The 24,256-nt window shown below is 69.5% G+C and carries 24 protein-coding genes and 2 pseudogenes; 20 read left to right on the plus strand and 6 right to left on the minus strand.

The features are described 5' to 3' along the window. The first annotated feature begins 85 nt into the window (after nt 1–85). The 5 genes from LIU39_RS11905 to LIU39_RS11925 all read left to right on the plus strand — a co-directional run bounded on the left by LIU39_RS11905 (nt 86) and on the right by LIU39_RS11925 (nt 5,345). A complete protein-coding gene (locus tag LIU39_RS11905) occupies nt 86–919 on the plus strand; it encodes an endonuclease/exonuclease/phosphatase family protein (protein WP_227046623.1) in 834 nt (277 codons plus the stop codon). Nucleotides 920–1,127: 208 nt separating this feature from the next. Further along, nucleotides 1,128–1,784 carry a hypothetical protein gene (locus LIU39_RS11910; protein ID WP_227046624.1) on the plus strand — a complete coding sequence of 219 codons (657 nt, stop codon included), beginning with the start codon at nt 1,128–1,130 and terminating at the stop codon, nt 1,782–1,784. Between the two features lie 94 nt (nt 1,785–1,878). Beyond that, on the plus strand, nt 1,879–2,121 hold the full coding sequence (locus tag LIU39_RS11915) for a hypothetical protein (protein ID WP_227046625.1): 243 nt from the start codon (nt 1,879–1,881) through the stop codon (nt 2,119–2,121). 69 nt (nt 2,122–2,190) lie between these two features. Further along, complete coding sequence (locus LIU39_RS11920) at nt 2,191–2,685, plus strand: hypothetical protein (protein ID WP_227046626.1); 495 nt, start codon at nt 2,191–2,193, stop codon at nt 2,683–2,685. A gap of 2,453 nt (nt 2,686–5,138) precedes the next feature. Continuing rightward, a complete protein-coding gene (locus tag LIU39_RS11925) occupies nt 5,139–5,345 on the plus strand; it encodes a cold-shock protein (RefSeq protein ID WP_227046723.1) in 207 nt (68 codons plus the stop codon). Here LIU39_RS11925 and LIU39_RS35545 read toward each other — a convergent pair. Further along, on the minus strand, nt 5,332–5,865 hold the full coding sequence (locus LIU39_RS35545) for a DUF6233 domain-containing protein (RefSeq protein ID WP_372463846.1): 534 nt from the start codon (nt 5,863–5,865) through the stop codon (nt 5,332–5,334). The genes LIU39_RS11925 and LIU39_RS35545 overlap by 14 nt on opposite strands. A 559-nt stretch (nt 5,866–6,424) precedes the next feature. Beyond that, nucleotides 6,425–7,300: a haloalkane dehalogenase gene (locus LIU39_RS11935; RefSeq protein ID WP_227046627.1), complete on the minus strand. Its 876-nt coding sequence runs from the start codon at nt 7,298–7,300 to the stop codon at nt 6,425–6,427. 410 nt (nt 7,301–7,710) lie between these two features. Here LIU39_RS11935 and LIU39_RS11940 point away from each other — a divergent pair, with 410 nt between their 5' ends. The 6 genes from LIU39_RS11940 to LIU39_RS11965 all read left to right on the plus strand — a co-directional run bounded on the left by LIU39_RS11940 (nt 7,711) and on the right by LIU39_RS11965 (nt 10,652). Next, nucleotides 7,711–8,115: a hypothetical protein gene (locus LIU39_RS11940; RefSeq protein WP_227046628.1), complete on the plus strand. Its 405-nt coding sequence runs from the start codon at nt 7,711–7,713 to the stop codon at nt 8,113–8,115. Continuing rightward, complete coding sequence (locus tag LIU39_RS11945; protein ID WP_227046629.1) at nt 8,112–8,372, plus strand: hypothetical protein; 261 nt, start codon at nt 8,112–8,114, stop codon at nt 8,370–8,372. Before LIU39_RS11940 ends, LIU39_RS11945 begins: the two co-directional genes overlap by 4 nt. Before the next feature lie 168 nt (nt 8,373–8,540). Then, entirely contained in the window at nt 8,541–9,101 is a 561-nt protein-coding gene (locus LIU39_RS11950; RefSeq protein WP_227046630.1) for a hypothetical protein, read from the plus strand. Further along, nucleotides 9,098–9,304, plus strand: a complete 207-nt coding sequence (locus tag LIU39_RS11955) for a hypothetical protein (protein WP_227046631.1) — start codon at nt 9,098–9,100, stop codon at nt 9,302–9,304. Before LIU39_RS11950 ends, LIU39_RS11955 begins: the two co-directional genes overlap by 4 nt. A 130-nt stretch (nt 9,305–9,434) precedes the next feature. Then, nucleotides 9,435–9,998 carry an ATP-binding protein gene (locus LIU39_RS11960; protein WP_227046632.1) on the plus strand — a complete coding sequence of 188 codons (564 nt, stop codon included), beginning with the start codon at nt 9,435–9,437 and terminating at the stop codon, nt 9,996–9,998. Nucleotides 9,999–10,133: 135 nt separating this feature from the next. Beyond that, a complete protein-coding gene (locus tag LIU39_RS11965) occupies nt 10,134–10,652 on the plus strand; it encodes a WhiB family transcriptional regulator (RefSeq protein WP_264482677.1) in 519 nt (172 codons plus the stop codon). Nucleotides 10,653–10,882: 230 nt separating this feature from the next. On the opposite strand, the gene LIU39_RS11970 is transcribed toward LIU39_RS11965, so the two are convergent. Next, the gene (locus LIU39_RS11970) at nt 10,883–12,430 is read right to left on the minus strand and encodes a flagellin (RefSeq protein ID WP_227046633.1); all 1,548 of its coding nucleotides are present in this window, start codon (nt 12,428–12,430) and stop codon (nt 10,883–10,885) included. A gap of 414 nt (nt 12,431–12,844) precedes the next feature. Between LIU39_RS11970 and LIU39_RS11975 the strand changes: the two genes are divergently transcribed. Further along, nucleotides 12,845–13,306, plus strand: coding sequence for a hypothetical protein (locus tag LIU39_RS11975; protein WP_227046634.1), 462 nt, complete (start codon nt 12,845–12,847; stop codon nt 13,304–13,306). 549 nt (nt 13,307–13,855) lie between these two features. On the opposite strand, the gene LIU39_RS11980 is transcribed toward LIU39_RS11975, so the two are convergent. Together LIU39_RS11980 and LIU39_RS35260 are read right to left on the minus strand one after the other, a co-directional pair. After that, nucleotides 13,856–14,308 carry a hypothetical protein gene (locus LIU39_RS11980; protein WP_227046635.1) on the minus strand — a complete coding sequence of 151 codons (453 nt, stop codon included), beginning with the start codon at nt 14,306–14,308 and terminating at the stop codon, nt 13,856–13,858. A gap of 355 nt (nt 14,309–14,663) precedes the next feature. Next, a pseudogene (locus LIU39_RS35260) lies at nt 14,664–14,894 on the minus strand (SPDY domain-containing protein); the annotation flags it as partial. 824 nt (nt 14,895–15,718) lie between these two features. Here LIU39_RS35260 and LIU39_RS11990 point away from each other — a divergent pair. Then, nucleotides 15,719–16,282 (plus strand): DUF3291 domain-containing protein, encoded by a 564-nt coding sequence (locus LIU39_RS11990; RefSeq protein WP_227046636.1) that lies wholly within the window; start codon nt 15,719–15,721, stop codon nt 16,280–16,282. 61 nt (nt 16,283–16,343) lie between these two features. On the opposite strand, the pseudogene LIU39_RS11995 reads toward LIU39_RS11990, so the two are convergent. Continuing rightward, nucleotides 16,344–16,900 (minus strand): annotated as a pseudogene (locus tag LIU39_RS11995) (IS3 family transposase); the annotation flags it as partial. A gap of 83 nt (nt 16,901–16,983) precedes the next feature. Between LIU39_RS11995 and LIU39_RS12000 the strand changes: the two are divergent. The 7 genes from LIU39_RS12000 (at nt 16,984) to LIU39_RS12030 (ending at nt 23,971) form a co-directional block, all read left to right on the plus strand. Beyond that, the gene (locus LIU39_RS12000; protein WP_227046637.1) at nt 16,984–17,337 is read left to right on the plus strand and encodes an AMP-binding enzyme; all 354 of its coding nucleotides are present in this window, start codon (nt 16,984–16,986) and stop codon (nt 17,335–17,337) included. Then, nucleotides 17,334–17,561, plus strand: coding sequence for a phosphopantetheine-binding protein (locus tag LIU39_RS12005; protein WP_227046638.1), 228 nt, complete (start codon nt 17,334–17,336; stop codon nt 17,559–17,561). The genes LIU39_RS12000 and LIU39_RS12005 overlap by 4 nt, the downstream gene beginning before the upstream one ends. Before the next feature lie 895 nt (nt 17,562–18,456). Continuing rightward, entirely contained in the window at nt 18,457–18,969 is a 513-nt protein-coding gene (locus LIU39_RS12010; protein WP_372463847.1) for a DUF4232 domain-containing protein, read from the plus strand. Between the two features lie 390 nt (nt 18,970–19,359). Next, on the plus strand, nt 19,360–19,950 hold the full coding sequence (locus tag LIU39_RS12015) for an STAS domain-containing protein (RefSeq protein ID WP_227046639.1): 591 nt from the start codon (nt 19,360–19,362) through the stop codon (nt 19,948–19,950). A gap of 12 nt (nt 19,951–19,962) precedes the next feature. After that, nucleotides 19,963–21,825: a molecular chaperone DnaK gene (gene dnaK / locus LIU39_RS12020; protein ID WP_227046640.1), complete on the plus strand. Its 1,863-nt coding sequence runs from the start codon at nt 19,963–19,965 to the stop codon at nt 21,823–21,825. After that, nucleotides 21,822–22,448: a nucleotide exchange factor GrpE gene (grpE, locus tag LIU39_RS12025; RefSeq protein ID WP_227046641.1), complete on the plus strand. Its 627-nt coding sequence runs from the start codon at nt 21,822–21,824 to the stop codon at nt 22,446–22,448. Before dnaK ends, grpE begins: the two co-directional genes overlap by 4 nt. A 731-nt stretch (nt 22,449–23,179) precedes the next feature. After that, nucleotides 23,180–23,971, plus strand: a complete 792-nt coding sequence (locus LIU39_RS12030) for an SDR family NAD(P)-dependent oxidoreductase (RefSeq protein ID WP_227046642.1) — start codon at nt 23,180–23,182, stop codon at nt 23,969–23,971. Nucleotides 23,972–24,256: the final 285 nt, after the last annotated feature.

A 24,256-nucleotide genomic window follows, 5' to 3' on the forward strand; every position in this document is an offset into this window, starting at 1 on the left:
GGCAAGAGCACCACACCCCTCGGACACCTCCATCGCCTCCTGGACCGCCACGCGAGGTCTCCCTCGACGAGAAGGGCACCAGCCGATGACCTCCCCCGCCGAGCAGCTGTCCCTGCTCGCCCCCGCCGCGCCCGCACGCCAGCCGGCCGACGACTCCGTGCGGCTGCTGCTGTTCAACGCCCAGCACGCCTCCCCCGAACGCTCCCGCCGCCAGGCCGCCTGGCTCGCCGACCAGGACGACGCCGACATCGTCGTCCTCACCGAGGTCTCCCCCACCCACGGCAGCCACGCCCTCGTCACCGCACTCACCGACCGCGGGTACGCCACCGTGATCGCCCCGCAGCCCCACACCCCCGACTACCGCACCGTCATCGCCTGCCGCACCCGCAACGCGGAATCCGTCGAAACCCCGGTGGCGCACCTGCCCCACCGCGCCCCGGCAGCCCGCGTCACCATCGGCGACCACACCGTCGGACTCCTCGGCCTGTATGTGCCCTCACGCGGCCCCAAAGAGCGCCGCAACCAGGCCAAGCGGGCGTTCCAGGAAGCCGTCACAGAGGCGCTGCCAAAGCTGCCCGCGCTCTTCCCCGGGATGCCGGTGATCGTCGCCGGCGACCTGAACGTCATCGAACGCGGCCACCAGCCCCCACACCGGGTGTTCGGCGAGTGGGAGTACACGTTCTACGACAACTTCAAGGACGCCGGCCTGGCCGACGCCTTCCGGCACCTCCACCCAGGCCAAGCCGCGCACTCCTGGTACGGGTGCAGCGGAAACGGCTTCCGCTTCGACCACACCTTCATCTCCACCGCCCACACCGGCTCTCTCCTCACCTGCAGCTACCGCCACGAAGCCCGCGAGGCCGGCCTGACCGACCACGCCGTCATGACGCTGCACATGGACCTCACCCACCCGTCCTGAACACCCCCCACACACGTGCGGACAACACGTCACGCAAAACCGCGAACACCAGCGATTCGGTCACTGGTGCCCGGAGGGCGGCCCTCGCCCGCCATGGTTCGGTCCAGCCGCTCGCCTGAAAGCTCCATGCCACGTCCGAATTACACGCAGAAGCGAGTTCCTCGTTGAACGCCGTTCCTACTGCCTCACCTCTGCGACCACACACGCGGTGCCGCGGCACATCACACACCAGAGAGGCACCCTTGACCGCATAGCCAACCTCAACGCGTACAAGCTCAAGCCGGCCGCCCGGGGATCCGCGGCGTGGAACGCCAGGGCCACCGCCGTGCGGGAGATCGCGCCGGACATCCTCGGCGTTCAGGAGATCGTGGTCGACGAGCGGACCACGGCCCGAGAGGACTGGGAGTCCGAAGCTGCCGCTCTCGTCCACGACTTCGCCGCCGCATGCGGCCTGAGCACGGCGGTGACGGCGACCGCGACCTATCCGCACAACACCGCAATGGCGAACAACACCCACCGGCCCTGGTGGACAGCGTTGATGTGGAACCCCGACACCGTCGCAGTCGTCGACGGCAGCTACCGCCCTTACGGAGCACCCGACTTCTGGCACGGCTTGACCACGGTCAGCTTCGATATCGGCGCCCGTACGCCGGTTCTCGGCTACAGCTACCACGGTGGCCCGTTCCACCCCAGATGGCGCTACGACGAATGCCTGCGCATCAAGGGGATGCTGCGTCGCACGGGCGGGGTGGCGCCGGCCGTCGTCCTCATGGACGGCGACTTCGTCTCCGCCACCGAGGTTGTCGGGGGCAGACGGGCGCATGCGCTCTTACGACGCCGCGCCGTACGTGGGCCAGGACCATGATGATCTCGAATAGCAGGTCCTGTCTGAGCACATCGCGGACGGCTCCAACCTGGCCGACCGCAGTCCGAGTCGCGCCCTGCTACGGCGCGGATTCATGGTCGATGCCGCGGCGCACCTCAACGCCCCCTATGAGCCGACGGTGGGGCACTGGCCGGACGGCCAGGGCGATCCCGACCCGTGGGGGCCGCGCCGTATCGACCACGTCTTCGTGAGCCGCCCGGTTGCCCCCGCACTCGTCACCTACCGCACGCACAAGAGCGCGGCCTCACGGAAGGGGGCCGGTCGCTTGCCGGTGTATGTCGACATCGCCCCCACCAAGGTGCTGGTGAAGGCGTAGCCGGATCGCATACTGCGCGCCCCCGGGCTATCCGAGCAGCCCGCACACTGAGCCCAGAAACGGATTCCCATGCAGATATCAACAGGAGAGCGTTCCGGCGGCGGCCGTCCCTCCGAAGGCAGGATCCTGACGTCGCCCTCGGGCAACGTCCACGTGGTCCTTGACGGCGTCTCCACCCTCTCGGACGACATACCGCGCGGCGGGTGGTACGCCCAGTCCCTGGGCGAGGAATTCCTCGCCCAACCGGCCCGCGAACAGCACCTGGACCTTCGTGTCCCGCTGCGTGAGGCCATCACCACGGTGGCCTTGGCACATGGCCTGGAGCCGGGCGCCTCGCCAGCGGCCACCGTGGCGATCGTGCGCCACCGCGAGAACGTCCACATGGTCGATGCCCTGGTCCTCGTCGACACCCCCGTGATCGCCGTTCACCGCGACGGCCGGGGAGCGCCGTGGCGTCGGTGCGTGCTCGGGCGGGGGCTGGTGGGCCCGGTGTGCGCGGGGCGCGGGTTCCCGGGGATTTTGCATCGATGCGCCGTTCCCCTCATAGGGGGCGGCGGCGTGTGAGTGTGCCGACCTGGGCATGGACCCATCAAATCCGTGCAAGGGCGCGGCTGGTCGCTGCCCTCGTGCCCTCATGGCAATGGCTCCCCTCAGGGATGTTCAGAGAGCTCATGCCTGCGAAAGCCCTGCGGTCCTGTGGTCCGTGATCGGCATGCCGGTGTGCTTCATCCGGGGCAACCACACCACCACTGCACGACCGAAGCAGCCTCGTAGCAAGGAGAAGAGCCCATGAGAACAGTGTTGTCATCCACCGCCCCGATGGCGCCGCGGCGGCTTCCCGCCCTGTCTGCGGCCTTCGTCGTCCTGGCCGCCACCGCAAGTGTCATCGCCGCGCCTTCCCCCGCGGGAGCGGCAAGCGCCCAGGGTCTGCGGATCTCCCCCCGGGCGGTTCGCGAGATGCCCTTCACCGAGGACGGCACGTTCCTGGTTCCGGCGAAGGTGACGTCGGTGACCGTGTACCTGTGGGGCGGTGGAGGACCGGGTGCGGCCGGTGGAGGTGGCGGCGGCGGAGGTGGCGGAGGCGGAGGCGGCGGGTCGAACTTCGCGATCCCCGACACGCTGGGCGGTGGCGGCGGCGGTGGCGGGGCCGGGGGCAGCGGTGGCGGTGGCGGAGGCGGAGGTGGTGGCGGCGGCTATGTCGCCTGCACGCTTCCCGTCGTCCCCGGTGACAAGCTGGAGGTTGACTTCTTGACGTCCTCCAGGGTGTCGCTTCCGGGGCACGGCGGGGCCGGGGGCGGGGGCGGTAACGGCGGATCTTTGCTGGCCAACGGCAAGTCAGGATCTACCGGGAAAGCGGGACTCCGGGCCGCATATGGACCCCAGCGCGGCACAGATGTGGACGTGTTTGATCTGCGCAACTCTCAGGAGGCGGGAGCGCACGGCGGGGCCGCTGAGGGCAACCCGGCGGGGGGAGGCCCGGCCGGAGGCGGAGGCAGCGGGGGCGACGGCGGCGGGACCGGGGTCACGAATCCCGGTGGTGCGGGCGGCACACCGGGCGGGGCGTCCACCGGGGGCGCCGCGGACCCCGACAGCTCATCGGGCTACTGCGACGGCACGAACGAGACAGCCCTGTCCGGCAGCCTCGGATCCGCAGGGCAGGGTGGCAACGCAGGCGGTGCGGGTGTCACGGGCGGCGAGGGCAAGCGCAACTCTGGTTCCGGTCCGGGCGAGGCCGGTGGCTGGGGCGGGGCGGGGGGCGCGGGCGGCGCTGGAGGCACCGGTGCCGTCGGAGCGATGACCCCGCCCGGCGGGACCGGTGCCGGCGGGCGGGGCGGTGACGGCGGCAGTGGCGGCACCGGCGGTGACGGCGGCAACGGGGCCGGCGGCATTGGAGGAGGCGACGACGGCTCCAGCGGAGCCGCCGGAGCCCTCGGGTCGGCCGGCCGAGACGCAGGCCCCGGCTATGCGCTCATTACCTGGTGACATCGTTCGGGCTCCGCTCCGGGAACAGAGCCCGATGCACGGAAGCCGCTGCTGTCTCCAGCTGGCGCGGCTCGGATTCCCGAGCGAGTCCAGGTCGGCGTCGGCCGCAGATCGGGCTGTGAGTGCCTTCCGGCCGACAGCTGTGCGGGGTCGGGCATCGCTTCCCCGGGCCGCTCGTCAGAGCTGGACGGCGAAAGCGTGGGCAGCGATCACGCAGCCCGTGGAATGCCCTCTGTACCCGGCGGCCACCGGGCAGAAGGAGCAGGGCGTCCGCACCTACGCGCTGCGGCCGACGGACGATCCCGCGTGGCACGAACGGGCGCTCAGGTAGGCCGGCGCCTACCGGGCCGAGCTGGCGGCAGTTCTGGCGGGCGCCGTCACTGTGGCCGGCGGATCCACCGGGACCGGGTCAACACGCACAGCGTGAGCCGCCAAACAGCCCGAACCCCGATTACTCCATCAACGGCATGTCGCCCGGCTGAAACCACAGTGGCTCCCCATCTCACCGCCCGGCCAGCGGCTCCCGAACTTCCTGCCGTACTGGCCCTCCACACCCCGATAGAAACAACCGGACACAACAGGCTCTCCCGGAGCGATGGCCACACAGCGAAATGACCAGCCTCTGCGCCACCGGCCACGGCAGAACAGCGGGGCACGCTCCCGGCAGTCCCCTCAGCCAACCCATGACAAAACCACCACCAGACATCCGGCACAGTCCCACCGAACGTCGGCCAACACCCCACCCCAGGACGCGGCAACGCGCCCCCTGTCCCGAACAAAGCAGCAGCTGCACCTGACCCGCCGGACCCAACCGAAAGAGGTTCCCCATGAACAGCAAGCCCCCCGCAAGCAACAACGGAACCGGCACCGAAGAGACACCTACGACTCGTTCGCCTCGGCGCGGCCGGGCACCGTGGTCCATTGCCCTGATCTGCGCGCCTGCCCTCGCACTCTGCACCGTGATGGGCGCCTCCCTCCCGGCCCAGGCCGCCACCGGACAGCCGGCCGCCGCCCCATCGCAGAATCTGCGCGCCCTGGTCAACTTCGGCACGGTCAAGTGGTACAGCGACGACAAGGGATACGGGTTCATCACACCGGATGACGGCAGTCAGGACGTGTTCGTCCACCACTCAGCGATCGTGGGCGACGGATACCGGACCCTGGAAGAAGGCCAACGGGTCGAGTACCAGGTCGAGCAGGGGCCAAAAGGCCCCGTCGCGGCCAACGTCATCCCCCTCTAGCGAACGACGCCCTGTCAGGTGTATCCGTCGCCGAGTTCGAGCGCGGGCACAAGCACGTGGTCGCGTCGCAGTCCCGGCAGGCACGGGCGCCCTCTCGCATCAGTGCGTCCAGGACCTCTATCGTGCCCAGCTCGGTTCCTCCGCCGCCGACATGAGGGCAGGCGGCATCATGCACCAACGTCCGCCCTTTGCGTTCCGGAGCCGGATGTACCACCCAGCCTGGCGCAGGTGGTGACAGAGAGCCGGGGAGGCGCCTGATGGGCACGGCGGAGTTGTCGGTGTCCGGGAGCGTTGCGACGGCGTCGGCGATCAGGCGCTCGAACGCACAGCAGTCAGCGGAGCGCCTGCACACGTTCGTCGAAACTGCTTCATCTGAACGGGAGTTGAAGCTGCCGAGATCGGCTCCGGCGTGCCGCCCACAGCTGACTGGCCGGGCGCCGGGCCGGAGCGGGGCAAGGCGGATGCGAGCGTGCGGAGCAGGCAGCTGCGGGGCGGTGCGGTTGAGCCAGTAGCTATTCACCAGCGGATGGCGTCACCGCGGTCCGTGAAGGCGCCCTCGCGCATCGTGTGGTGATCGCGGTCAACTTCTCGGACCAGCACACGGCAAGGCGCCAGCACGTTGTGGTCAGGTCAGTTGTGGTGCCCGGGGCGTCCCGTGGAGGGCGGGGACGGGGCGTGCGGCCGGTTGACTCGTACGGGTGAATACGGTTGCGGGGGTCGTGCCTTCCCAGGGGGCCGGGCGGGATGGTGAAGGTCCCGGTGGCGTGGACGGCTCGCCGGAACCTTGTTGTCGTTCCGAGACGGCGAAGGGCCCGGCGGCAGGGAGGCTTTCCGCCGGTCGTCGGGGAGAACGGTTTCCCCCGCGCTGTGTGTTCCGATCCGGCCCATGAGTTCTCACCCGGCCGTCCCCAGCAGTCACCGGACAAGGAGCAGGTGCCGGCCGCGAGGTTGGTCAGGCCGCTCTGCGGGCTATGTCGTTGACGGTGCGCAGCGCCAGTGGCCGCGGCGCACCCCGTGGAGCCGGGATCGAACCGGGCGTCCGGTATGGCGGGGGCGGTCACGGGGCGCGTGGGGTGGGCTCAGGTCTCGTCATCGGATCGCAGGTTGTGCCGGTCCGCCCAGGCGGCGAGGGCGGCGGAGATCGCTTCGGGCTGGTCCTCCGCGGCGTCGTGGCCGGCGAGTCCGAGTCGTTCGATCTCCAGGGCGCCGATGTTGTCGGCACACCACTTGATCATCTCCGGGCCGATCGTCGTGCCGGGGCCGGGCTCGAAGGTCAGGAGCAGTTTGGGGGTCTCGGTGTCGGCGGCCAGCCACCGGTCCAGGTGCTCGATCCTGGCGGCCACATCGGCCGGTTCCCCGTCCAGGGGCAGCGAGCGGGCCCATTGCAGCATCGGCCGGCGGCTGTCGCGGGCGGGGTAGGGCTTGCGGTAGGCGTCGAGGTCCTGCTCCGGGAGGCCTGCGGCGACGACGTTCGGCAGGACCTGCTCGATGAACAGGTTCTCGTCCAGGATCAGGGTCTCGCCCACTCCCGGTGTCCTGATCGCCTGGAACAGGTCGCGGGCCGTCTCGGGGAGTTCCTGCCAGGACATCGGTTTCACGACCGGTTCGGTGAAGGCGATGCCGCGCACGCGTCCGGGGTGGCGGGCCGCCCAGTCGAAGGCGAGCGTGGCACCCCAGTCGTGTCCGATCAGCACGACGTCGTCGAGGCCGAGCGCGTCGATCCACGCGTCCAGGTACCGGGCGTGGTCGTCGAAGGTGTATCCGATGTCCGGCTTGCCCGAGTCGCCCATGCCGATCAGGTCCGGCGCCAGGCGGCGGCCGGGGTCACCGACGCCCGGGAGGACGTGCCGCCACAGGTAGGACGAGGTTGGGTTGCCGTGCAGGAAGACCATCGGCTGCCCCGCGCCGGTTTCCCGGTGGAAGATCGTCGAGTCGAGAACGCGTGTGGTGGGCATGGCAGACCTATCCGCGTCGAATGGGCGGGCGGCAGGGGGAAGGGGGCGAGGATCCCCGGGGTCCACGTCCGGCCTGGCACGGCCCCGGAAGCCACAACCTATCCACTCGCCCCTCGCCCACGGTGCCGACACCCCAGTCCACGCCCGTCCGCACGGGATCCGCAAGGAATGCCATCGCGAGAACTGCGCCGGTCAGGCGAAGGCCGAACCGGCGAATCCCGCCCGCACCCACCCTGACCGGCTCGGCCGACGTCTCCCACCGGCGGAGGGAAGCCCAGGACGATCCGGCGCGCCCCGTCGGCACCCGGCCCACGCGCGCTCCACGGCCTACGGTCAATGCTCAGTTGCCGTGTGTGTGGATCCCGCCGCCGGCATGTCGTCCCTCACAGCCCCACGGAAGGTGACCACCGATGTCAATCCCCCGACTCCGGTACGCGGCCGCAGCCACAGCCGCAGCCCTCGTCCTTGCACCGCTCGCGGGCGCCACCGCCGCTCACGCCGGACCCGTTCGCCTGGCCGCCTCACCCTGCCAGGGCGACATCGCGACCGCGCAGGTCGACCTCGCCGCCGCGGACACCGCCGACACCGCCGGCGACGCGATCACCGCCCTCGCCGACGACACCAAGGTCTCGGCGGACCTCAACGCCGCGGCGGCGGACTGCGCGAACCAGCCTTTCCCGATCCCTCAGAAAATCGCCGCCGCCCAGTCCCTGAACACCACCGTCACAGCGTCGGACCGCATCGGCGACACCGGCGCCGCCCGGAAGACCCGCTCGATCCTCAACGCCTTCGTCAATGACATCTTCGAACGATGACCAAGAAGCCTCCCATGGAGAGCATGCAACCGGCCTGCGTGGAGCAGGCCCGCGTACCGGACGACGCCGACCGACGGGCGGCCGCCGAGAAGATCACCGAGGCGCACCAGGAACAGATGGCGCCACTGGCCGCACGCCCCGCGAACCCACACACCACACGCCAACGGCAGGAGCTGGACCGGGCCTACGCCGACGTGATCTCCCCCCTGCCGTACGACGCCGACGCCACCCCGGTGTTTCAGCGCCCCCGCGACTGACTACCGGACAGGCTCTTTCCGGCGGGAGCGTGCTGGAGGCGGGTGACGTGCCCCGGACCATCCTTCCGGAAGAGGGTGCGCTGCCTCCGGACGGCCGCGTGCAGGAGGTGCTGCGGACGGTGCGGTTCGTGCTGGAGGCGTGCATGGCCGGGCGCCCAGAGGTACGGGGTGCGGCTGCTGGGCCAGACCGCGTCGGCTACGTCGCCCGCGGGCTGCTGGCGGATCCGGATCTGCCAGGTGAACGCGGCGGGGTGGTACCCGGCCTACCCGGTGGCCCTGCGCACGCTGACTGTCGTGCAGGAGGAACGGCGTGCCGGCAAGTGGGAAGCAGGCCCTCGCGACCGGGCCGCGATCCGAGCCGCCGGTCTGATCGGGCCGCCCGCCTACGACTACCCAGCGCCCCCGGCGCCGGGTGAACGCGGAGCGCCGAGCCGGCTCCAGCAGGCGACCTGGCCGGCCGGGTGCGCGGGAACGCTGCGCGCGGCGGCCGACCTCACCACCGGCCCGCTCCGCCAGGCCCTCTGGGATGTCGCCGGCCTGTGCGCCCCCCTGTCGCCCGCGGTAGACGAGCTGGACGGGCTATGGGCCCGTGAGCTGACCCTGACGGCGGACGAGTGGGACCTGGAACACGTGCCCGACCTGCTGCTGCGCCAGACCCAGGACACACGGATCATCGTCCATCGACCGGCCGTGACGCTGTCCGTCCCCGATCAGGGAGAAGGGGCGTGAGCAACACCCCGCCATGGTGGTACCGCATACCGGCCACGCCGCTCGGAATCATCATCTGCACGGTCGCCACCGTTGCCTTCATCGCGCTGGGGCGCGACATCGAGCAGCTCCCGGTGGCGGTCGGCATCGGCTTGATCGTCGGCCTCCTCACCGCGTTCGGGCGAGGCATGGCGCAGGCCCGCTGGGACGAGCGCAACCGGTAACGGCTGCAGCCCACCGGCACCCTCTTCCACGCACCCTCCCAGCCATGACCCCCGAGCCGGCCCCGGCCCTGGAAGAGCCCAGAACCGGATCCCCTGCGACTTCCGCGAAGCGGTTGCCGACCACCCCGGCGTGGCGCAGTGGGTGCGCACCATCGCCGCAGCGGCCACGTCGCCGTACGCCGACAGCCTCAACCCGGCCTACGGCGGGGGCGGGCGACGGGTGATCGCCCGCGGGCCTTCGCTGCTGCTGTGTGGCACCACCGGGACCGGCAAGACGCACCAGGCGTACGGAGCGATCCGGTCGCTGACCGCCGCCGGGTGCGCGGTGCGCTGGCACGCGGTCACGGCCGCGGACCTGTACGGCCAGGCGCGCCCGCGCCCCGGTGTCGATGTCGATGTCGAGTGGATGCTGCGCGACATCACCCGGGTGCCCCTGCTGCTCCTGGACGGCCTGGGCGCCGCCAAGAGTTCGGAGTGGACCGAGGAGGTGACCTTCCGGCTCCTGTCCTGGCGCGGCGAGAACCACCTGCCGACGCTGGTAACCAGCAACCTGCCGCCGGTCCAGAGCGCGGGGATGCCCGGGCGCCGTGAGGTCCTGCGCGACAAGGTCGGGGACAGGATCCTGTCCCGCCTGTCCGGCATGTGCACCGATATCGAATTCACCGGCCCGGACCGCCGCTTCCAGCGCCGCTGACCGCCGGACCGCCACCGATTCCTCCTGCGCGGCGCTCGTCGCCGCGCCCTGCCTGCCCCGCCGCCCGGCCCGCCACCCGCTCCCGCGGGTGCGCCGCGCTGCCGCCGGCCTCACGAGGCACATTGCGGAGAACCCTTGCGTTACATCACCACCGACGACGCCCCGCCCCCGGCCCTGCGCGCCATCGCCGACCACAGCTGGCACGCGCGCGGCGTGTGCCAGGGCATGCGCCCTGCGGAAGCCGACCGGCTGTTCTTCCCCACCCCCCGCGGCCACCGGGCCATGGCCGAGGCGCGGCAGCTCTGCGGGCGGTGTCCCGTCCGCACGGAATGCTTCAACCACGCGCTGGACAACGCGATCCCCGAGGGCATCTGGGGCAGCCTGACCGCCTCCGAGCGGCTGGCCTGGCGCAAGAAGGCTGCGGACCGCCTCGACCACAACCGCGTACGCGCGGCATTCCGAGGGCGCGATGTCCATCTGAGCACCCCGGAGCGACGGTCATCCGTTCCAAGCTCTGCTTGCTTACCAGTGCGGCCATGCCCCCTTCCCCTTGTCCGGTCCCGGGAGCGTAATGCGAGACCATCACCAGTCGGCCTCCTGTGCCGATGCAAGGACGATTCGGTGCCCCTCACCCCGGACAACCTTGAGCCATAAGGGCCCTAACTTGACTCTGTCGGGGATGCCGGAGTTCAAGGTGTGCGCAGTGAGGCCGGAACCGGTGGCGGGTGACCGCAGGCCCAGGGCAGCCCACCCGAGTCCAACCAGATCGAGTGTGGCGGCCTTGGGGCTGCGGCTTCTTTTTGGTTACTGAGTTCGGCGCGTCAGGGTGCTGCTTCTCGAAATCTCGGAATCGGGTGAAGGCCAGTGCTGGTCCCTGAACCGGTTCACAGGTCTCGGACCAGGATGAGGATCATCTGCGGCTGCTGGTTGACCTTGGCCAGGACATTGTGGCCGGCCTTGAGCAGGATGTTGGTCTGGATGTAGCTGGCGGTGGCGGCGGCGTAGTCGGTGTCCTGGATGCGGGACCGGGCCGCGGTCAGGTTCGTGACCGTGATGCTGAGGGTGTTGATGTTGGACTGGAAGCGGTTCTGTGAGGAGCCGAGCCGGCCGCGGAGGTTGTTGAGCAGGCCGAGGCCGGCGGTGAGGGTGGCGAGGGGGTTGAGGTAGCCCTTGCCGTTGTTCAGGAGGTCGACCGGGCCGCCCGTGGGGTAGGCCGTGTGGTGGCCGTCCTTGAGGAGCGCGTAGTGCTGGGTTCCGTCCTCCCTGTCGATATAGGAGACGAGGGTGCCGTCCGCCGGGTCGGGCCGCGGGAGATCGGCGGGAACCAGCGGAGTATCGGGATCCACGGTCGTCGCGATGGTCTTGGTGACGTCAAGGCCGGTCAGTCCCAGGGTGGATGTGTTCATCCGCCGCGTGGTGATGAGCACGGCCTTGCCGTCCTTCGTGCCGATCTGGAAGCTGTAGCTCCGGTCCTCGCCGAGGACGTAGTTGCCGTTGAACTGGGTCTGCTGCCCGATCGCGTCGATCGCGTCCAGGCCCTGCTGGATCTCCTGCTGGATCGCGTTCAGGTTGTCCGGGCTGTAGGTGCCGTTCAGGGCCTCGGTGACCAACAGGCTGATCCGGTCGATGAGCTTCTCCACCTCCGCCAGCGCGCTCTCTCCGACTTCGGTCAGCAGGAGACCATCGACGGTCTCACAGGCCACGTTGAACTCCTGGACGTCCTCGGCGCTGAACGCGGCAACGAACGCTGGAATCTCCGTGGCGAGGTTCTCGGCGGCCTGCTCCGGACTCACCTCGGCCTTCGCCGCCAGAGCGGCCAGCGCCTTGGGGTCGAGATGCGCGGTCACCTCACCGGCAGTGAGGGGCTCGTTGTCGCCCTCGCCGGTCCACGACGTGAACTTTGGACCGGTCAGCGGGTCACGAGCCAGCGCCAGAAGCAGGGCGCCCAGGGGCGGTTCGTCATCGGCAGTCCGGCTCTCGATCCACTGGTCAAACACCAGACCGGCATCTATCTCACCGGCCGGGGAGACCGCGTCGATGAACGCCGCCAGTTCCTCACCCAGCGTCTCGACGGCCTCGCCCTGCCCCAGGTGCCGCTCGGTCGAGAACTCGGCCAAAGCGTCCTCGGCGAGAAAGGGAAGGATCTCCTGCGAGCTCACCGGGGCGTTCTCGCCCCCGCCGAGCCAGGACTCCACCTGCGGGAGCAGCTTGGCCAGGTCCGCGACCGACGCCGCGAAACCCTCCGCGTCCGCCTTCACCCGCTGCGCCCGCTCCGGGTTCACCACGATCGGCGTCCGGTACTTCTCGGCGTCCGCCACGGTGTGAATCCGGTAGCGCGAGACGGGTCGCCGGTCCTCAGGCGTGTCCGCGCCGTCGAGGCTCTGCTGGTAATGCACGTACAGCGTGCCGCTGTACGTGGCGAGGGAGTCCATGTTGTTCTCCTGACAAAGTGATCCGAACTGAACAGAATCACCCTGGCACCCCGCCTTTCCGACCTCAAGATCACTTTCGGTCGGAACGCCGGTCCAACCTAGGAGGCACACGGGGCCCGAAAAAGGAGCCAGGAGCCAGAGGTTCTGCCCCCAAGAGTCACCAGTCTCGGCCGAAACCGCCTGGGAACGCCGACCTGCGATACCCGCCGCCATCACTCTGACGCACCGAGGTCAGCAGGGAACAAGCTCAAGGGGACCACCAGGGATGCGGGTCTGTACTCCACGCAGGAACGGAAAACGTTTAAGTGAAAATGCGAGGTACGGGAGCCTTCTTGTGCTGGTGTCGACGGCCGCAGCACACTGCCAGTGTCTGCCTGAGTGCAGGCGGACACTCCGAGTGGAGGAGGCACTACGTTGCCTTTCATCAGAAACGCCAGCGCTGCGATTCTCGGACTCGCTCTCACGGTCGGCAGCACCGCCGCCAGCCCTGCACACGCCGCCGACACCTACACCCTCACCATCGACAGCATCGTCAACGCCAAGGGCGACCTGGCGATCTCTGAGGCGACAGTCACCGGAACGGCGTCGTGCACTCCGAGTCCGGCACAGCAAACGCAGGATGTCGTGGTGACCCTCAGCGAGAAAAATGTGGACTACCTCGGTCTTCACTTCGATCTCATCAGCGGGACGGAGCCCTCGAACCGATTCAGGTGCGACGGAGCACCACACCCCTGGACCGTCACAATCGAGGGGAGCCCTCCAGAGGAACCGGGTGTGACCATTCCCTGGGTGCCGGGACCGGGCGAAGTGGAAGGCAACATCGGCGGTTACGACGGTGTCACGGTAGATCAGCCCGCAACCATCGTCGTCTCCTGAGCGTCTCCTACCGTTTGGTGCAGGTTCGCGCCGATCCTGCGCATGATCGGTGCGAACTCGTGGCGTCGTTACAGTAGGCAGCCGAATACAGGAAACTAATTCGTGGAATAAACTTCCCAGTTTCACTCAGATGGGAGTTTCCCCGGAGCCCTTGTCAAGATTTCCGCATGGTCAACGCCGAGGCGTTCTGGCCATGCGGTTTTCGTTTACCCAAAATAAACAGGAGCACGACGTCATGCCCCTCTCTCCGCCACTCTCCGACTCCGGCCAACGCCGTAGCAGCCCGCAGGAGTAGCCCCCACTCACTCCTGCGAAGGGGTGTTGCGGCCTCGCCGGTCCCGATGCTAGTCAGCGACGGAACTTCGGCCGCCACCCACTCGAACGTGCGACGAATAGGACCTCATCCGCTACAGGGTTCGCGCCCGTCCGGATTCGCCGACGCCGCGTTGGACCACCGGACAGAATTCAGCCAGGAGCCGGAACGCGCCGTGCCCGGCAGGCCGAATCGGCCTGCCGGGCACGGCAGTTACGACGTCCTCCGGTGAATGCTCACCTGGCTCGCGGGGGCTTTTCGGTTGTGGTGAGGGGGCGTTGGACGGTGACCGGGCGGTCGCGTCGTATGCGGACCTCGGTCAGGCGGTCTTCGCCGGGGAGGTGGACGAGGAGGTCGGTGTGGCTGCCCCGGCCTCGTTCGGCGACGGTGGCGACATGGTGCCTGTCGGCGCAGTCGGGCCGGGTGTAGGCATCGCCGGGGCGCAGGGCGCCGGCCCGGTCGCCGTAGACGTCGAGCGGGCGCTGGTCCCAGACGTTCGCGGCCTTCCGCATCGCGGACAGGGTGGACGTCTGGCGGGCGGCCTCGGTCTCCTCCCGGTGCCGCCGGCACGGGGCGCACCCCTGGGCGCCCGGGTTGGGCCCGGCGAGGTGCTGTCCGCACAGCGCCCTGCCGGTCGCCGCATCGCGCCGATGCCCCGTGACCAGGTTCGCGCGGCCCGAGGCGCCCACAGCAGGGCGGATCCGCCATGGCACGGTTCGTCAGGAGGCAGGAGCAGCGAGCCCACCCGCCGCTGGAACGCTGCGAGGGAATCGCTGAGCCGCCCAGCGCCGGTTGTGCCCATGCCTGCCGGCCCACCGGTTCGAGGGACGGCTCGCCGTCCTGGATGAGCGCCGGCAGCCAGCACAGCGTGAAGGCGGAGGTGAAGCCCTGCTCTGCGGCGGCGGTGTCCGGGGCGTCGATGTCGAGCACCCAGCCCTTGTCCGCCAGCGCGGCCAGGACCGTGTCGGGCCCGTCGAAACCGGAAGCGGGCTCGGGCCGCGCGTCGAGCGCGAGAAGGAAATCCGAGAGGGCCTCGTGCGGCACGCCACCAGTGAAGTACGCATTCCACACCGCGGGGCCGCAGGCGTGCGAGCGGGCGGAGACCTGCCAGGCCACCGGCAGCTCGCCGAGGTGGAACGGCTCGTCCGCCAGGACCCACTGGGCCCAGGCCAGCGTATCGGGGCGCAGGTGGAGGACGGTGCTGCGCAGGACCTGCCGGACCTCCTCCGCTCGTCGATCTCCCGGCGTCCGCGGACGATGGTCAGGTTCGTCCAGCCCAGCATGGAAAGGGTGGCGCTGACCTGGTGGGTCAGCTGGCCGTCGTCACCTGCGAGATGGCGTGGCGTGACCCAGTAGGCACCGAAAGGTTGAGGGGTGGGCGGGCCGAGGGGGTGGTGCGGGTGCAGGGGCGCCTCCCGGCGGTGAAGGAATACGAGTGGTCACTGGGGTTGGCCGCGGCGCGCCGCATACGCGGGGTGCGTCGACCGGCTCGTGCCAGGTGAGGGCGATGGCGACCTCGGGCGGAAGCGGCCCGAACTGCTCGGCCTCCGCGCTCTCCGCGATGAACACCACCGGGCTTCCGCACTCGTCCTGCCCGACGAGGACATCGCCCAGGCGGTGCGCCATGGGATAGAACGGGTTGATCGCCAGGCGCAGCACGGCGTCGCCTTCCGCGATCTTTCCTGTCTGCCCCAGGCGAACTGTCGGTCCTTTGACAGCGGACCCAGTCGCCGCGTCTTCCAATCCAGTCGACGCCGCTGGCGTCGCCCCGGCCCACCAGCTTGAGCGGAGCGGCCGATGCTGCTCCTCCGCAGTCGCTGGGCCGATGCGGACTTCCACGACGGCAGGCAGCGACACCGCCCAAGCCTCCGCAAGGGCCTGTGCAAGAGGCCACTTGGACAGGGGAAACGCAACTTCGACATGGCCCGCAGAGGCAGCTACCTTCACCTGGTCTTCGGCGGTCGCTCACGGTCGCACAGGGCTTCCTTCAGGCTGAGCCACCCGCGAAGGGATGAGTTGGTCACGCCCCACGAATCCTCGCCCATGCGTAAGCCACCGAACCGGGTCCACACCAGGCACCCCCAACCAGGGAGAGACGCATGCCCCATCTTGCTCTGTACACGTTCGGCGTCCTGAAGTCACCTCTCGCCGATCCCGCACGTCATACACGGGAGTTCCACGAGAGCGGTGAGGCCGTCTACCGGGAGATCGGGCAGCACCCCGGGTATATCGCTCGTGCTGAAGCGGCAGATCGCAGCCTGGGCGCACGGACGGATTTCGACTCGGACTGGGGTGAGTGGGGAGAGTTTGCCGTTCCGGCCTGGTACGGGAAAGGCCGCACTGTGGAGACCACCGCCCTGGCCGCGACCCTCTCCCTCTGGACCGACCTGCGATCCGCCTTCGACGCCATCTACACCGGTCTGCACCGTGAGGCGCTGAACAGGCGTTACGACTGGTTCGAGAGGACAGGACACCCGGGTTACGTGTTCTGGTGGGCCTCCGACGGCGTGATACCCACCTGGCAGGACGGGGTTTCCAGGCTGGAGCACCTCCACGACCACGGCTCCGCGCCGCACGCCTTCACCTTCCACCACTCGTTCGCCCCGGACGGAACTCCGACCAGGATCAAAGGCATCGGGCCGAAGAGCGACAAGGTTCGCTGACGAGGAAGCCTGAACGACTGGATTCGCTGGGGCCTTGGCCCTTGATCGTGGACACCGGTTGTCATGCGGCAGTGGCCGGCGTAAGTGATCGTCGCTCGAAGGCGATCGGGCTGATCTGGCCGAGTCGGGAGTGCCTTCTTCGGGTGTTGTAGCGGGTCGCCCAGCGGAAGACCGCGAGCCGGGCCTCGCGCGCCCCGGTCCACCGCTTCTTCCCCTGCAGCGTCTCCCGTTTCAGGGATGCGTGCAGCGATTCCGCGGCGGCGTTGTCCGCGCTGGTGCCCACCGCACCGCGTGACCTGTCCACACCGAGGTCCTCGCAGACCTGGGCGAACTCCTTGGAGGCGTATTGCGCCCCGTTGTCGCTGTGGAAGATCGCCCCGCGCAGGCCGTCGGCGCCCCGGACCGAGGCTGCGGCCTTGAGTGCGTCGGTGACCGGCGAGGTGCGCATGTGGTCGGCGATCGACCAGCCCGCCAGCCGCTTCGAGCCAAGTCCAACACCGTTGCGAGGTAAAGGAATGGGCCGTCTCCGATGGGCAGGCAGATTATGTCGCCCACGTACCGGGGGTTCGGTGCGATCGCAGTGAAGTCGCGCCGCAGCAGGTCCGGCACGGGCGTCGCCGGAATACAACAAGCTCGCCTTCACCACCGACGGCTTCTACCGCACCGGCGACCTGGTCCGGCGCACCGCCTCAGGGCACCTCGTGGTCGAGGGACGGATCAAGGATCTCATCAACCGCGGCGGCGAAAAGGTGTCGGCCGCAGAAATAGAAGAGCTTCTCCTCACCCACCCCGACATCGCCCGGGCAGCGGTCGTCGCGATGCCCGACGCCCTCCTCGGCGAGCGGACCTGCGCCTACGTCGTCCCCGACGAAGGTGGGGGAGAGCCCCCGACCCTGGCCTCCGTACGCACACTGCAACAGGCCAGGGGCTTCGCCCAGTACAAGTTCATCGACCGCCTCGACATCGTGGACCGCCTGCCGCTCACCGCACTCGGCAAGGTCGACAAGAAGGCGCTGATCGCCGCCCTCGCACCCCGCACAGGAGAAACAGCATGACGCGCGACGAACTCCACTCCCTGGTCGCCGAGCGGCTCGGCGTCGAGCCCGACTCCCTCACCGGCGACGCCAACCTCGTCCAGATGGGAAGGGAATCCCTCACGGTGATGCGTATCGTCAACCAGCTGAAACGAGCCGGGGCCACCGTCCGCTACTCCGACCTCATCTCCCGCCCCACCCTGGACAGTTGGTGGCAGAACGTGTCCCAGGGCGGAAACGGCTAACGACCGACTCGCGAGGGACCACACGCAGGGGGAGAGACCTTCTTTGCGTTGGCACTCGGCACCCCAACAGGGAGCCACCAAAGCAACACTGTTGTTGCAGCACTCCCGCCTTCCGTATCCGTGTGAACTGGGCATCTACACAGGCGAGTCAAGCACCTGCCGCTCAAGCTGTCGGGCGTCTCGGGGCGGCGTCGGGCGATCTTCGATCAGCCGTACCAGGACTGCCCCTGCCTGCGGCGCCCGCAGGCTCCTCGGAGCCGACGATCCGGCGGATCTACCGCTGCCACCAGCGGGAGCCGCTCCAACTCGGGCCGGCTTCGATCAGCTGCCACTCGCTGTCGTCCGCGGCGGCGGCCAGCTTGTCGATCCGCCGCCGGTCCGGCCGGGGCAGCGCCGTCCAGCATCCGGTAGCGCCCTACATGCATCCGACGCAGGTCCGGTGACCCGCACTCGGCCGCACCCCGGCCGGGGCTGCTCAGCAAACAGGTCGGCCGCGTCCCTCAGCGGGCACAGCCCGCCGAGGTCGTCCGGGACCGGGGCATTCGTGGCGGTCAACGGGAAGGGCGACGACTCGACCAGGCTCCGCTCCCCCCGCGAGCCGCCGGAACGTACCGCCTGCCCCAGACCCGAGGCCAGCAGGGTGACTCGCCAGGGCATCCTCCGGCCCCCATGCAACCCGTCCCACGCTGTGGCGGCTTCGCGGAGATCCTCCACATCCGGCTTGACGTACCACCTCTGGGTGGTGTGCACGTTCGCGTGCCCGGTCACCCACGCCCTGCGACACGGTCGTGACGTTCCTCAGACATTTCCCCCAACGGCGAGGGGCAGAAGTCGTGTTGACCATGGCTCTGTCGGAGGACACCGGCAGGGCCGTCAAGCAAGGCAAGGAGTGTTCATGATGCGTACCAACCGGAAGATCGCCGTCGCCCTCGCCGTCACCGCGCTGGTGGGCGCTGCGGGTGCGGGAGTCGCACAGGCCGCGTCGGCGACGGCCGGCGGCGGCGCCCCCTCCGCATGCCGTCCGGCCAACCACACCGCGAAGATCACCGCGGCGCCCGACAGCACGGGGCACCACCACTACCGCGTCACCCTGACCGCGCCGCGCGGGTACGACCCGTGCACGCTGGCCGGCTCGCCCACCGGCGTGCGGTTCTCCCACCACGGCTCGGAGACCGGCGTCGCCTCCGGCCACTACGGCACCCAGCAGACCGCAGTCACCTTCGGCCCTGGCCACCCCGTGCACTTCGACATCCAGGTTCCCCACAGCACCCACGGCGGCACGCCCGCGGACGAAGCGTCCTTCACGCTCCGGGCTCCGGACGGGGAAATCCCCGGCACGTCCGTCGCACAAGGCAACCTCAAGGTGACCGCCGGCACCCTCATCGGCCCGATTCAGCGCGGCGCCTGACCAGCTTCAGCTTCCATGCCCCCGGAGAGCCGCCCCACGTACGACATTTCCGTGGCCATAGGCGTGCGCGGCATGACGGGCAGGCCGGTCGGGTCACCGCGTCCGGCCGCAGCCCGCGCATGCGGGGACGCAGCGCGGCGTCGAGCTCGTAGTGCAGCTGCGGGCCGGTCGAGAGGTTCAGCTCGGCCACCTCCCGTCTGCACGGTCGGCAGGTAAGGCCACAGCGTCCCGGTGGGCGCGTCCCACACCGGGTGCATGCGCCGCCCGACTGGTGACCGTTATTGCCCGATCAGATACCAATTGCTATCCCTTGTTAAGTTTGCGGACGCGCGTTATATAGATGGTGTCGTCATGCGCATCCCGGTGAGAGACGGGAGAGGAGCGCACGAGATGGTCACTTCCTACGGCGCGGGCGTGCTGCGGCTGACCGTTCCGGCCGTCGGGCGGGTCGAGCCGTGGGAGGGCGAGATCCCCGTCGGAGGCGGCTCACGTACGGAAGACGGGGCCTGGCGGTCGGCGGTGCCGGCGTGGAAGGCGGGCGACTCACCCTTCCCCTCCGCCCTCCGCCTCGTCGGCCTCCGTTCCCCGGGAATCCCGGGGAGGAAGGTGAGGGAGGCGGCCATGAGGGAACGGGTGGGATGTGCGACCGCCGTCCTGCGGGGGGCCGACGGACGCACCCGGGTGGCGGTGTCCGGTGAGATCGACATCGTCAGCGCGCCGCAGTTGCGCATGGCGCTCGACGAGGCGCTGGCCGGGACGGGTCACCTGGTGGAAGTGGACTTCGGGGACGTCAGGTTCTGTGACTGCTGCGGACTGAGCGTCCTGCTGAGGGCCCGCCGCCGGGCACATGAGCAGGGCGCGGACCTGCGTCTCGTCAACGTCGCCTCGCCCTTGGTACGGCGCCTGCTGGACGGGACGGGGACGGTGGAAGCGCTGCTCGGACCGCTGTCGGCGGGGCGCGAAGAGTGCGGTCCGATCTGAGAGGAGCCAGTGATGGCACGGGCAGTGGGCATTGACCTGGGGACGACCAACTCCGTCGTCGCCGTCCTTGAGGGCGGCGAGCCGACGGTCATCACCAACGCGGAAGGCGCCCGGACCACCCCGTCGGTGGTCGGTTTCGCCAAGAAGGGTGAGGTGCTGGTCGGCGAGATCGCCAAGCGGCAGGCGGTGACGAACGTCGAGCGCACGGCGCGGTCGGTGAAGCGGCACATGGGCGAGGCGCAGTGGCGCTTCCCGGACAGCGGTGACATCGACGGCAAGCGGTACACGGCGCAGGAGATCTCGGCGCGGGTGCTGCAGAAGCTGAAGCGTGACGCCGAGACGTACCTCGGTGAGGACGTGACGGACGCGGTGATCACCGTCCCGGCGTACTTCAACGACAGTCAGCGCACGGCCACCAAGGAAGCCGGGGAGATCGCCGGCCTGAAGGTGCTGCGGATCATCAACGAGCCGACGTCCGCCGCGCTCGCGTACGGCCTGGACAAGGAGAGCGACCAGACGATCCTGGTCTTCGACCTCGGTGGCGGCACCTTCGACGTGTCCCTCCTGGAGATCGGCGAAGGGCTGGTGGAGGTCAAGTCCACCAACGGCGACACGCATCTGGGCGGTGACGACTGGGACCAGCGGGTCGTCGACCATCTGACCGAGCAGTTCAAGAACGCCTACGGGATCGATCTGGCCCGGGACAAGATGGCCACCCAGCGGCTGCGTGAGGCGGCGGAGAAGGCGAAGATCGAGCTGTCGTCGACGTCCGAGACGGCGATCAACCTGCCGTACATCACCGCCTCCGCCGAGGGCCCGCTGCACCTGGACGAGAAGCTCACCCGCGCCCAGTTCGAGCACCTCACGGCCGATCTTCTCGATCGCTGCAAGGGCCCGTTCCACAGCGCCATCAAGGACGCGGGGATCAGTGTCCCGGACATCAACCACGTGATTCTGGTGGGCGGTTCGACCCGGATGCCGGCGGTGACCGGGCTGGTCCGTGAGCTGACCGGCAAGGATCCACACAAGGGCGTCAATCCGGATGAGGTCGTCGCCATCGGCGCCACCCTCCAGGCCGGTGTCCTCAAGGGTGAGGTCAAGGACGTCCTGCTCCTCGACGTGACCCCGCTGTCGCTCGGTATCGAGACCAAGGGCGGCATCATGACCAAGCTCATCGAGCGGAACACGACGATCCCGACCAAGCGGTCCGAAGTCTTCACGACGGCCGAGGACAACCAGCCCTCCGTGCAGATCCAGGTCCACCAGGGCGAGCGCGAGATCGCGGCGTACAACAAAATGCTCGGGAAATTCGAGCTGACCGGTCTGCCACCGGCCCCGCGCGGCCTGCCGCAGATCGAGGTCTCCTTCGACATCGACGCCAACGGCATCATGCACGTGACCGCGAAGGACCTGGGCACGGGCAAGGAGCAGAAGATGACCGTCACCGGCGGCTCCTCACTGCCCAAGGACCAGATCGACCGCATGATGCGCGAGGCCGAAGCACATGCCGAGGAGGACCGGCAGCGCCGCGAGGCCGCCGAGACCCGCAACCAGGCCGAGCAGTTCGTCTACCAGACGGAGAAGCTGCTGGCCGACAACGCCGACAAGATCCCCGGCGACGTGAAGACCGAGACACAGGAAGCCCTGACGGATGTCAGGGAGAAGCTGAAGGGCGAGGACACCGCCGCGGTCCGTGCCGCCATGGACAGGGCGGCAGCGGTCGCGCAGAAGATCGGTAGCGCTCTCTACGCCCAGGCCCCGGGCACCGCGAGCGACGCCGGATCCGCCTCCCAGGCCCGGCCGGAGAGCGGAGAGGAGGAGGTCGTCGACGCGGAGATCGTCGACGACGAGAAGGGCAAGGGAGGTACAGGATGAACCGGCCGCCTGCCTCCGGGCCGCCGCGACAGCAGCTCCCCGTCCTGGTCCGCGACAACCGGCGCATCGCCCCGGCCACCCTCCAGCCGGGAAACCCCGACCGGACGACCACCGAACGGGAGACGGAGCCGGGGAAGGAAAGCACCGCACTCGGAACCGTCCCGGCCGAGGCCGGCCGGGACGCCAGGCTCGAAACGCAGCTCGCCGAGCGCACAGCCGACCTGCAACGCCTCAAGGCCGAGTACGACAACTACCGCAAACGCGTGCAGCGTGACCGCCTGGCGGTCCGGGAGATCGCAGTGGCCAACGTCCTCGCCGGCCTGCTTCCCGTACTGGACGCGATCGACCAGGCGCGGAACCACGGCGCAGTCACCGGTGGCCTGAAGGCGGTCGCCGAAGCGCTGGAAAGCCGGCTCGGCGCTCTCGGACTGGAAACCGTCGGGACGCCGGGCGCGCCCTTCGATCCCACCCGGCACGAGGCCGTCACCCACGAAGTGTCCGACACCGTCGACCGGCCGACCTGCACCACCCTGCTACGCCGTGGCTACCGCGTCGGCCGGCAACTCCTGCGCCCCGCACAGGTCGCGGTCACCGAACCGAAGGAACCGGCAACGCGGCCGTGATCCCGGCGCGCAGCGGGTCGTACGTGGCACGGAGATCGTCCAGGCCCGGCATCGGCTGCCCCGCAGGCGCCAAGCAGAAGCCCGAGGCCGAGTGCCGCACGCCCACCCGACGGGCCGTGCAGCACGGCGATCACGAGTTCCCTGCTCCCTATCAGGAGCCAGGAGCAGGGGAAGAACACCCCCGGGCGGCGCGCAGGCCGGATCGCGCGGTTGAGGCACCGCGGGCCGTCTCACATGGGGGTGTTAGCGTGAGCCTCATGCTGTCCCGTCCCTTTTCCGTCATTTCCGGCCGTGCGGTGCGCACGACCGGGATGGGCGTTGCCGCCTCCCGGCGCGGACGCAAGGCCAGGGACCGCCGCCCTACGGGTCTGATCTGGATCGAAAGGACCCCGGCCGCAACGGCCGGATCTGTCTGACGATCGCCTCACCGGCGGGGCCGCTCGGCCCTGCCGTCGTTCCGCATTCCTGCACCTGGCGCCGCTCTGCGCGCCACGGTGTCCACGGCGCATGAGCGGGCGATCTCAGCACCTGCGCGTCCGCCTGCCGAGCCCGTCTCACCGGCCCAGGGCCGCTCCGCCTCTGCCCCCTCCCCGTAGCCAGGCCATCGTGGCCTGACCGGACGGTCGTACCTGTCCCGCGCCGTTCGCGGTGACAGCGACGTCCGCGCGGAGGTGCAGGCAGAGGGAAGCCCCGGAATTCCTTCCTCTGCATGATATGAAAGGCAATCCGCCATGAATCGTTTTGATCACCGCCGCATCCTCGTCACCGGCGCCGCTTCGGGTATCGGGCAGGCAACCGCGCTGCGGCTGCTCTGCGAGGGAGGCCACGTCGTCGCCGCCGACATCTCCGAGGAGGGCCTGGCCACGACCCGGTCCCTGGCCGAAGAGGCCGCGGCCGCCGACCGCCTGCACACCCTGGTCCTCGACATCGGCGACGAGAACTCCGTCATCAGCGGCCTCCGCCAGGCCATCGACACCCTGGGCGGGCTGGACGTACTGGTCAACGCCGCAGGCATCCTGCGCGGTGCCCACACCCACGAGACGTCTCTGGAGCTGTGGAACCGGATCATCACCGTGAACCTGACCGGTACATTCCTGGTCACCCGTCAGGCCCTGCCCACGCTCCTGGCCGGCGGCCGCGGTGTCGTGGTGAACTTCAGCTCCACCTCCACCGCCTTCGCCCACCCCTACATGGCCGCCTACGCCGCCAGCAAGGGCGGCATCCAGTCCTTCACCCACACCCTCGCTCTCGAATACGCCAAGCAGGGCCTGCGCGCGGTCAGCGTCGCCCCCGGCAGCGTCAAGAGCGGTATCACCGACACCACGGCCTCCTACCTGCCTTCGGACACCGACTGGTCCCTCTTCAGCAAGATGTCTCCCCTCCTGGCCACCGACCAGGAAGCAGGCAGCGCCCCCATGGCCGGCCCCGAAAGCGTCGCCGGAGTCATCGCCATGCTCGCCTCCGACGACGGCGCCTTCATCACCGGCACGGAAATCCGCATCGACGGCGGCACCCACGCCTGACGCCGCACCACATGCCGCGGCCCGCCTCGACACAAACGAGGCGGGCCGCGGCATCGGTTCGGGCCCGGCCCAACGGGCTCACTACGCCCACTACGTCCGGCCGCCCAAAACCCCAGATCCACTTCCTCACACGGCAGTTGGGGGCATTCGAACCAACAGCTCCGACGCGTGTGACTGCGTCACCTCCACGCGCAGGTCCGGCCCCCAGCCCGCCGGGGTGGCCCCGCCGGCGACCGTGGACTTGTCGAATATCGATATGCTCCCCTAGTCTCAGGCATATCGAAA

This window comes from Streptomyces pinistramenti, assembly GCF_020564935.1.
Classification (GTDB): domain Bacteria; phylum Actinomycetota; class Actinomycetes; order Streptomycetales; family Streptomycetaceae; genus Streptomyces; species Streptomyces pinistramenti.

Excerpts from the sequence above, each read along its gene's own strand:
- LIU39_RS11905 (WP_227046623.1), top strand. The coding sequence starts at position 86 with ATGACCTCCCCCGCCGAGCAGCTGTCCCTGCTCGCCCCCGCCGCGCCC.
- LIU39_RS11915 (WP_227046625.1), top strand. The coding sequence starts at position 1,879 with ATGGTCGATGCCGCGGCGCACCTCAACGCCCCCTATGAGCCGACGGTG.
- LIU39_RS11920 (WP_227046626.1), top strand. The coding sequence starts at position 2,191 with ATGCAGATATCAACAGGAGAGCGTTCCGGCGGCGGCCGTCCCTCCGAA.
- LIU39_RS11935 (WP_227046627.1), bottom strand. The coding sequence starts at position 7,300 with ATGCCCACCACACGCGTTCTCGACTCGACGATCTTCCACCGGGAAACC.
- LIU39_RS11940 (WP_227046628.1), top strand. The coding sequence starts at position 7,711 with ATGTCAATCCCCCGACTCCGGTACGCGGCCGCAGCCACAGCCGCAGCC.
- LIU39_RS11945 (WP_227046629.1), top strand. The coding sequence starts at position 8,112 with ATGACCAAGAAGCCTCCCATGGAGAGCATGCAACCGGCCTGCGTGGAG.
- LIU39_RS11970 (WP_227046633.1), bottom strand. The coding sequence starts at position 12,430 with ATGGACTCCCTCGCCACGTACAGCGGCACGCTGTACGTGCATTACCAG.
- LIU39_RS11990 (WP_227046636.1), top strand. The coding sequence starts at position 15,719 with ATGCCCCATCTTGCTCTGTACACGTTCGGCGTCCTGAAGTCACCTCTC.
- LIU39_RS12005 (WP_227046638.1), top strand. The coding sequence starts at position 17,334 with ATGACGCGCGACGAACTCCACTCCCTGGTCGCCGAGCGGCTCGGCGTC.
- LIU39_RS12010 (WP_372463847.1), top strand. The coding sequence starts at position 18,457 with ATGATGCGTACCAACCGGAAGATCGCCGTCGCCCTCGCCGTCACCGCG.
- LIU39_RS12015 (WP_227046639.1), top strand. The coding sequence starts at position 19,360 with ATGGTCACTTCCTACGGCGCGGGCGTGCTGCGGCTGACCGTTCCGGCC.
- dnaK (WP_227046640.1), top strand. The coding sequence starts at position 19,963 with ATGGCACGGGCAGTGGGCATTGACCTGGGGACGACCAACTCCGTCGTC.
- grpE (WP_227046641.1), top strand. The coding sequence starts at position 21,822 with ATGAACCGGCCGCCTGCCTCCGGGCCGCCGCGACAGCAGCTCCCCGTC.
- LIU39_RS12030 (WP_227046642.1), top strand. The coding sequence starts at position 23,180 with ATGAATCGTTTTGATCACCGCCGCATCCTCGTCACCGGCGCCGCTTCG.